At 49.8% G+C, this 8,860-nt stretch carries 7 protein-coding genes and 1 pseudogene; 3 read left to right on the forward strand and 5 right to left on the reverse strand.

Annotated elements, in window-relative coordinates:
• Together L696_RS29050 and L696_RS0127630 are read right to left on the reverse strand one after the other, a co-directional pair.
• Window positions 1–495, reverse strand: a pseudogene (locus L696_RS29050) (ATP-dependent helicase); the annotation flags it as partial.
• A 179-nt stretch (window positions 496–674) separates the two neighbouring features.
• The gene (locus tag L696_RS0127630; RefSeq protein ID WP_025686529.1) at window positions 675–1,628 is read right to left on the reverse strand and encodes a helix-turn-helix transcriptional regulator; all 954 of its coding nucleotides are present in this window, start codon (window positions 1,626–1,628) and stop codon (window positions 675–677) included.
• Window positions 1,629–1,733: 105 nt separating this feature from the next.
• Here L696_RS0127630 and L696_RS0127635 point away from each other — a divergent pair, with 105 nt between their 5' ends.
• Window positions 1,734–2,276, forward strand: a complete 543-nt coding sequence (locus L696_RS0127635) for a dihydrofolate reductase family protein (RefSeq protein ID WP_025686530.1) — start codon at window positions 1,734–1,736, stop codon at window positions 2,274–2,276.
• Between the two features lie 282 nt (window positions 2,277–2,558).
• On the opposite strand, the gene L696_RS0127640 is transcribed toward L696_RS0127635, so the two are convergent.
• The 3 genes from L696_RS0127640 to L696_RS0127650 all read right to left on the reverse strand — a co-directional run bounded on the left by L696_RS0127640 (window position 2,559) and on the right by L696_RS0127650 (window position 5,798).
• Window positions 2,559–3,857 carry an ABC transporter substrate-binding protein gene (locus L696_RS0127640; protein WP_025686531.1) on the reverse strand — a complete coding sequence of 433 codons (1,299 nt, stop codon included), beginning with the start codon at window positions 3,855–3,857 and terminating at the stop codon, window positions 2,559–2,561.
• Between the two features lie 222 nt (window positions 3,858–4,079).
• Window positions 4,080–4,916, reverse strand: coding sequence for a carbohydrate ABC transporter permease (locus L696_RS0127645; protein WP_025686532.1), 837 nt, complete (start codon window positions 4,914–4,916; stop codon window positions 4,080–4,082).
• Window positions 4,917–5,798, reverse strand: a complete 882-nt coding sequence (locus L696_RS0127650; protein WP_025686533.1) for a carbohydrate ABC transporter permease — start codon at window positions 5,796–5,798, stop codon at window positions 4,917–4,919.
• Window positions 5,799–6,005: 207 nt separating this feature from the next.
• On the opposite strand from L696_RS0127650, the gene L696_RS0127655 reads away from it, so the two are divergent.
• Complete coding sequence (locus tag L696_RS0127655) at window positions 6,006–7,820, forward strand: sensor histidine kinase (protein WP_025686534.1); 1,815 nt, start codon at window positions 6,006–6,008, stop codon at window positions 7,818–7,820.
• A 6-nt stretch (window positions 7,821–7,826) separates the two neighbouring features.
• Window positions 7,827–8,860 (forward strand): response regulator (locus tag L696_RS0127660; protein ID WP_025686535.1); only part of this gene is annotated, 1,034 nt, incomplete at its 3' end.

Raw genomic sequence — 8,860 nt, forward strand, 5'->3', positions numbered from 1 at the left:
GTCCTCTTCCAGACGCAGCCGGGGAATCCACACCCCAACCGCCGCCTCCGGGCCACGACGACGCGGTCCCGATGGACGCGCCTCTGTAAGCGATGGCGCAATTTCGCCCCGCTGCATCAGCTCCAGGGCAAAATAAGCGGCCTTTTGCCAATATTGCATTTCCTCGCCCAGCGTAACGCCCGATGCCGCACAGCCCTTCTCGTCCATACGGGTCAGCAGCGCCATCGTCTCGCGCGGCTCCAGTGCCAAACCCTCCAATGTGCGCCCCAGCATGGAACGTCTTTTGCCACCTCTGCCCGCGGTTTCCACACGAGCAGTGTTCGGTATCCGTACCTCAGCAAGACGCAACGCAGCCTGCCGAAACGGCCGAAGGTCTCCCTTTAGCGTCAGCCTGCGGATCACACTGCTCCACGCATCAATACGTGGTTCCGACGTCTCACCAGAAAAGCAAAAAAACACATCTCCGAGCCATATTCCATAAAGCGGTTGATTCATATCTGTCTCCCGTCCAGCCTTTTGAATTATTACTCTTCATCATATACGAAAACGGGCTCTTTTCAAAACTTTATCGCAAAAATAAATGGAAACTCATAAGTTAATAACCTTTAATATTCATGTGGTTAACTATAAATATTCATCTGGTTAACTATAAATAAGAGACTCCATCTATAGGATCAATTATCTTTTTCTTCATCATCCGCTTTATCATCTTTCAGATAAGGATTCAGGCTGTCTTGCAGCAGCTGCTTGACTCGCATACGCAGCTCTTGCGGGTATACAACCTCGGCCTCCGGCCCGTATTTTAACAGAAGTCGGGATACATATTTAAATTCTTCAGACGGAATATATCCCTGCCATTCCTGACCCTGCCATTCCTGATGGGAGACATTCTGGAAGAGGGGATCTGATTCCGCCAGCCGGGCACCAAACACGGTAAACTTTATTTTTGACGGAATTCCCGTACGAGAATCATCCGAAGCCATCCATTCCCGAAGTGTGGGAAGGCTGGGTAAGATTTTTTCCAGTATGGTCATTGCGATTACCCGATCTGAACGGTACAGGATAATCCGGTCTTTGCTATGCGCTGGCATGTACCAGTATCCGTGATCAAAATATAGCCCAACCGGATATACTTCAGTCCACTTTTCCCCGGAAGCGGAGCGGTAATGCATCTTCACCTGGCGCTTATTCAACGCAGCCTCCAAAATGAGCGAGGTGTAGGGCGACTCTGCGTGAGTAGGCATCATGCGAAAAGAGATATAATCCTTCAATTGATCAATGCTGTCCCGTACATCCTGTGGAAGCCCGGCATAATAATGCTCGGATACATGCCTCCGAACCGATCCAAAAGGAATATCCGGAATGTCTTCCAGCAGTTGCAGCATGAGAAAAAGACCGAGGGCCTCGTCGCGGGCAAGATGAAGAGGCGGAAGAAGTCGATTGGGAAGCGCCCGGTACCCGCCATGAGGACCGGTTTCGGTATAAAGGGGTAACCCGGTCTGCTGCAAATAGTCAAGATCTCTTTGTATCGTCCTGACGGAGACGTCAAAACGCTCGGCAAGCTCACGTGCCGTATATTTTTTTCGGGAATCCAGTATCCTCATAAGAGCAATTCGGCGTTCGTTCATAAGGTACTCCTTGTTATCAAAATTTAAATGTATACGTCTGTTTAACTACGACAAAGTATGTCATAAATTTATTGTAGCATAGGAGATAGAAAGGAGCGATGAACGATGAAGGATACAAAGCCACACAACAAAATCGTGCTGTATATTGCCATGAGTCTCGACGGGTATATAGCGCTACCGGATGGCTCGGTGGACTGGCTGTATGATGTCAAAGGGGATGGCGGGGACAATGGATATGCAGACTTTTACGACACCGTAGGCACGGTGCTGATGGGCAGGTTAACGTATGAGGAGGTATTGAAGCTTTCAGATGATTTCCCTTATGCCGGCAAGCCGTGTTATGTACTCACCCGATCATTAACGGAGCATCACCAAGCACCGCATGTTACGTTTACGGACGAAGCCCTGACTGAACTGGTTCCGCGTCTACAAGAACAATCGGAAGGTGCGGTATGGCTAGTAGGTGGAGGCCAGTTAGTTCAGGCCTTCATGCAAGCGGGACTGCTGGAGAAGGCTATCATTGCGATTATTGCCAAAGTGCTTGGACAAGGAATACCGTTATTTCCAGAAGGAACGCTGCCAAGTACGTTTGAACTCAAAGAAATAGAGCGCCGCGGGGATATTGCTCTGCTCCACTATCATATATAAGCCGAACTTGAAAAATGAACATAAAAACGGAGTAGGCGGAATGGTGCTGTACAAGCGAAGCGGTCGCTTTTGTCCCCGGATTTCTACCCAATTATAAAGGACAATATTCAAGAAATCCGGGGGCGGTGGCGATGGGAAGCACCATCCGTCTGCGCAGTGGCACGATAGGCAGCTTTTAAGTGCAGCTTTTATATATATAATTTTGTTTACAGAAAAGCCTTCGTATTTCAGGATCATGCAATCTCCCTGACATACGAAGGCTGTATCACGTGCTTTTGTTCATTATTTGGTCTTCAAATTATCCCACGTGCTCTGGAAATCCTCGAACAGCTTCCCGGCATCCGATTTACCCGCCACATAGGCTTGCATCTGACTGCCGAATTCCTGCTGCGCTCCTTCGGGATAGCGGCTAAAGAACCAGCCCAGCAGCTTGTTTTCCTTACTGTATTTCACCACTTCGGCACCCAATTGGCCCATATCGGCCTCTGACCCTTTGATGCTCTTGAACGCCGGAATGAATTTGAATTCCTTGGTGATATACTTTTTACCCTGCTCGGATGTCACCATCCAGTTTAAAAACTCCTTCGCCTCGGCTTTGACAGATGAATTTTTGTTAACCACCCAGTTGTTGGCGACTCCTACAAACAGCTTATCTCCGGCTTCGGCGTCTTCACCAATCGGCATAGGCAGAATGCCCAGATTCAGCTTCGGATTAATCCCGTCAATTTGTACCTGGGTCCAGTTCCCTTGCTGCATCATGGCGGCCTTGCCAGTAGCAAAATTCGTGACCTGAGTATTGTAGTCGGTTGTCAGCGGTTTGGAGTTGCCATACTTGAGTGTCAGATCGAACAACTTAATCCACTCTGCGAATACAGCGTTGCCCGGGATTTTGGCTGTTCCATCATTCAGTCCCTTCACAAAGGCTGACGGGTCCGGCTGATTGGCAAATGCCACGTTCAGCAAATGATTCCCCAGCACCCAAAACTCCTGATATCCATTAGAAAAAGGGGTAATACCTGCGGCTTGGAGCTTTTGGGCAGCCGCTTCCAGCTCGGACAGCGTTTTGGGTGTCTCCGTAATGCCCGCCTTCTTGAACAAATCCTTGTTATAAATGAAGCCGTAGCCCTCCAGATTCATCGGCTGACCGTACAGCTTGCCGTCCTTGGTCATCGGCTCCCTGGCGACATCGACCACGTCACCGACCCAAGGCTGGTCAGACAGGTCCTCCAAATATTCCAGCCACGTATCCAACTCGCGGTAGCCTCCCACGTTAAAAATATCCGGCTGCTCCCCGGAGGCAAACTTCGCCTTCAAGGCCGCCCCGTAGTCGCTACCTCCGCCCACTGTCTGAATATCGAGCTTGATTCCCGGATGCGACGCTTCATATTCCACCTTCATGCGATTGAGTGCCTCTGCAATTTCCACTTTGAACTGAAAAATATGAATCGTCTTTTCCTTGGCTTCCTCTTTTCCTGCACTTTGTTCACCGCCGCTACTGTTACAACCTGCCAGAACAAGCGCAAAAGCAGCGAGAAGCAGAATCAGTGCTTGGGCTTTCTTTTTAAAAGTATGCGTTTTCATAATCATGTTCCTTTCTCTTCTAAATTCATATCAGATGAACTCGAAAAATTCATATGGAAACGGAGCAAACGGAATGGTGCTGAACAAGCGATAGCGCTCGCCTTTGTCTCTAGATTCCCATCTTTATTCGTTTATTCAGGGGAATCTGGAGACAACAGCGATGGTAAACACCATCCGTTTGCGGAGTGGCACACCGTGTACAATTTCAGCTCATCGCCACACTCAGCCCTTGACTGAGCCAGCCATAATACCTTGAATAATATATTTTTGCATAGCCAGAAAGAATACGATCACTGGCAAGATGCCCAGTACCAGTGCAGGCAATGCCAAATCCCACTGCTTGGTGTATTGCCCGAAAAAGGCATAGGTCGCGATTGGAATTGTCCGCAGCTCCGCCTTTTGCAGCACAAGAGAAGGCAGCAGATAGTCATTCCAGATCCAGAGCGTATTCAAAATAATAACCGTTACCATCATCGGCAGCATCAACGGATATACAATGCGGAAAAACACACCGTAAGGCGTACAGCCGTCTACCGTAGCCGCCTCCTCCACCTCAACCGGTACGCCTTTAACAAACCCGTGAAAGAGAAAGATGGACATAGGCGCCCCGAATCCCAAATAACAGATAACCAGACCGCCGATGCTGTTCATTAAATCCAGCGTACTGACCACCTTGACCAAAGGAATCATCACGGATTGAAAAGGAATGACCATGGCAGCCACGAACAGGCTGAACAACACTCGATTATAACGCGTCGGATGCCGGACCATCCGGTAAGCAGCCATTGAGCTGATCAGTGCGAGCGACAGATTACTGACCACCGTAACCACGAATGAATTCCATAAAGCTTCAGGAAAACGCGTAATGCTCCATGCTCTGGCGTAGTTGCTCCATACAAAGGTTTGTGGCCAGGCCGCCGAATCGGTGAGCAGGTCACCAAAGCTTTTGACCGAATTGACGAATAAAAAATAAAACGGGACGAGGAATAACAATGCGACGAGGATCATCACCAGCTCGGTCACCCATGTTCCGGCGCGGTAACGCTTGCTTGTTTCCATTTACGCCTCCACCTCCCGGCTTTTCGTCAAACGCACCTGAAGGCTCGTAACAAGCGCAACAATGATAAAGAATATGAGTGCCTTGGCCGTTCCCAGCCCATAACGATTATTCACAAACGCCTCGTTGTAAATATTGAGTGCAACCGACTCCGTGGAACCGAAGGGACCCCCTTTGGTCAGTGACAGATTGAGATCGAACATTTTAAACGACCACGAGATTGCGAGGAAAAGACATACCGTAACGGCTGGCATGATCAAAGGCAGTATAATCGTCCGCAAGATTTGCATCCGGCTCGCTCCGTCAATTTCGGCTGCCTCCAGCATATCCCGGGGCACATTGGTCAGGGAAGAGATGTAGATAACCATCAAATATCCGGCGGTTTGCCAGATAAACACGATCACAATACCCCAGAAAGCCGTGATCTCATCTCCCAGCCAGGGCAGATTGAAGAAGGACAAGTCCGCACTCTCTCCAATCGCTGCAAATCCTTTGACGAAAATAAACTGCCAGATAAATCCCAGCAACAGCCCTCCAATCACATTGGGCATGAAAAAAATAGTCCTCAGCACATTTTTTGTTTTCAGCGGCTTGGTTAAAAAATACGCCAGCAGAAAACCAATCATATTCGCAGCCACCACTCCAATCACCGTAAAACGGATCGTAAACCAGAACGCTGTCCTAAACTTGTCATCATCCAGTAAAATGTGACTGAAATTATCCAATCCGACCCACTTCGCCTGATTAGCAACTCCATTCCACTCTGTAAAAGAGTAGTACATTCCCAGCATGAAAGGGATTACAATAATGATAACGAAAAATAACGTCGACGGCCCTACGAAGATCCATTGCTGGAGCCATTGCGACGATTTGGCACGGTTCAAGCCGATCCCCCCTTTGTTGTCTGTTGGTGTCTGGAGCGCTCCTTACGGCTTCCTCATCAAGCAGCATGGACGCTTCGACCATTCGATTTGCGGTTCACATGTTCATTATGTCGAATAAACGCTCTGGAGAACACGCAAGTTTGTGAACCATTCAGGGGGAAAATATTGACCTCCGGCTTGCCTTGAATCGTGAAAGGAGCTATCCGCATGAAATTCCACAGCATTCGTTCCCGCTTGATCCGGTTTCTGTTAATTGCGGTCACTCTGCCGCTGCTGCTGTCGATGACCATGACCTTCATTCTTACCAAGCAATCCTTGCGAGAGCAGGCCACACAAGAAAATGAACGGCTTATTTTTCAGGGAATTACGAATCTGGATAACTATTTACAGGGATTAAACCGTGCGTCCATTGGAGTCTATAACGACCCTCATTTCCTGCGCAACCTGGCTAAAATTCCGAATGATTACCGGGCCGTCGCCGAAATTTATACTACGCTGCAAACGATGATGAATGCTTCATCAGGCATCGACCAGGTGTATTTGCACTCTTTTGAGGCCAGGCAATCTACGCTGATTACCAGCACGGTCCCTCTACGGGAATTCCGGCTGGCACCCTTTCCCGGCTCTATTCATTACGGCTCTTCCGGATTGTTCATCCAGCCTTCACATACGAAGCATTTGTACGGCTTTTCTGCGGTTTCCTATGCGGAGCACGACACACAGCGACAGGTATTCACACTCCATCGGGCGATTCGGAACATTCCTTCCTCAGAGACGCTTGGGGTACTTGCTATGGATGTTCGTCTGGAGCCGCTGCGCAGCATTTGCCGTCAATTGTACGATGCAGATACAGAGGAGCTGTTTTTGGTCGACCGGAACGGAACGATCATATATAGTGGACAGGAAGAGGCGATTGGAACACACTGGAAGGAATCCGGCCTGCTTAATCGAATTTCTAAGGAAGGCGAGCACGGAGTCATTGAGGACGATACGGCATTGCAGGTGTACGGCAAGCTGGATGCCAGCCTGTCAGGCTGGACGCTCGTTAAGAAAATTCCTAATCGCACGCTTTATTTACGAGCCACCCGCCTGACCCAGATCAATGCAATCATTACAGGCGCAGCATTGCTGCTCGTCATTGTCGCCACCTTGTGGATTTCCATCAAAATCACAGAGCCCATCAAGCGACTGACCCGCTACATAAACCAGATTCAGTCCGGTCAACTGGATGTAGATATTCGGGCCATGAGCAATGATGAGATCGGAGTGCTGTCACGCCGCTTCAGACAGATGATGGATACGATCAACAACCTCATTTTACGGGAATACAAGCTCGAGCTGGCGAACAAGACACATCAATTGAAAGCGCTTCAAGCACAGATTAATCCTCATTTTTTATACAATACGCTACAATCTATCGGAACGCTGGCTCTACAGCATGAGGTGCCGCGAATCTATTCCCTGCTCTCTTCCCTTGCCAAAATGCTGCGCTATAACATGCGCGATCATACAGTCGTTACACTCAAGGAAGAAGCCGAGCACGTAAAGCAATATCTTGATTTGCAAAAAGAACGCTTTGGCGAGCAATTAGAGGTTACTTACCAGTGGGATGATGGGGTCCTGGATGATCAGGTACCCAAAATGATTCTCCAGCCATTAGTGGAAAATTACTTTAAACACGGTGCTGATCCGCGGCTGGGACATGGTGAAATTCGAATTGCAGGCTGCCGGATTCGGGAAGGAATTGTGAAGATAGAAGTGGAAAATAACGGAACATCGATTCCACAGGCCGAGTTGGAGCAGCTTCAGCATATGCTACAACGTCCACTGAAAGCTTACGAGGAACCGGACACCAGCGAGCAGGACTCCATTGGTCTTCAGAATGTTCTATTGCGTATTCAGCTTCACTCAGAGGATGGTTCTAATACCCTGTGCGTAGACAATATTCTGCCTCATGGCGTTCGTTATACACTCGAAATTCGTACCGAAGCTCATACCGGAATTCATATTAAGGGAGAGTGACCTGTCATGAAAGTGCTGATTGTGGATGATGAAAAGCATGTGCGTCATGCCATTCGGATGCTGGTACATTGGGAGGCTTGCGGCGTGACCGAGGTCATTGAAGCCGAGTCGGGCGATCAGGCGATTGAGGTCATCACCGCCTTTTCGCCACCTGTTGTACTCACGGATATGCGGATGCCCGGCAAGGACGGGGTGGCCCTGATGGAGTGGATTCAGGTGAATTCCCCTGCGACCCGAGTCGTGGTGGTCAGCGGCTATGACGATTTTGAGCTGGTCCGGCAGGTCATCCGTCGGGGAGGCATGGACTATATTCTCAAGCCTGTGGACCCGGTGGAGATTAACGAGGCTTTAACCAAAGCCACTCAAGCCTGGCAGACAGCGGAGCAAGACCGGAACAGGCACACGATGCAGGCCATTGAGGTGAACCGGATGAGGCCGCACTATGCCGACAAGCTCCTGACCGAGCTGGTGTCCGGCACGGCGAATACCCATCTTTCCATCACGCCTTTACGTGAGGAACTGCATCTTCCTGCGGCTATTCATATGTGCAATGCAGCGGTGATGAGCACCACTCAACTGGATGCCGATATACTGGAGAAATACAAAACGCGGCACACGCTTCTGGGCTTTTCCCTGATTAACATCTGCAACGAGTTTCTCGGGAATTCCCAAACCGGGATTGCGTTCCGTCATCTGGAGCGTATGGACGAAATTATTCTGCTGTATTGGGGCGAACCGTCCCGCTGGCCGCTGCTCTTGCAGGATATCCACACTGGGATAGGAACGGCGTTGCGGTGCTATATGCACATCGGAATCGGCTCTTTCGGTGCCTTTCCCGTGGCGGCGGCCACAGCCTATCAGGAAGCGCGGCAAGCATTGTGGAAACGGGATGTGCTGCAAGCCGCCGACTGGCTACACCATAGCTCTCTTGTACGGCAAGCGGTGCGTCTTCCCCAGCTTCCCGAGATGGAGGAGGAGCTTCGGCTTAGTGCGCTCAGTTGCAACGCCCGGCGTGTAGCTGCGGCGGCTGGCCGCTGGAT

This window comes from Paenibacillus maysiensis (assembly GCF_000520815.1).
Taxonomy (GTDB): domain Bacteria; phylum Bacillota; class Bacilli; order Paenibacillales; family Paenibacillaceae; genus Paenibacillus; species Paenibacillus maysiensis.

Bases quoted from the DNA above. Each gene is read 5' to 3' on its own strand.
- L696_RS0127655 (WP_025686534.1), top strand. From the start codon at position 6,006: ATGAAATTCCACAGCATTCGTTCCCGCTTGATCCGGTTTCTGTTAATT.
- L696_RS0127645 (WP_025686532.1), bottom strand. From the start codon at position 4,916: ATGGAAACAAGCAAGCGTTACCGCGCCGGAACATGGGTGACCGAGCTG.
- L696_RS0127630 (WP_025686529.1), bottom strand. From the start codon at position 1,628: ATGAACGAACGCCGAATTGCTCTTATGAGGATACTGGATTCCCGAAAA.
- L696_RS0127640 (WP_025686531.1), bottom strand. From the start codon at position 3,857: ATGAAAACGCATACTTTTAAAAAGAAAGCCCAAGCACTGATTCTGCTT.
- L696_RS0127635 (WP_025686530.1), top strand. From the start codon at position 1,734: ATGAAGGATACAAAGCCACACAACAAAATCGTGCTGTATATTGCCATG.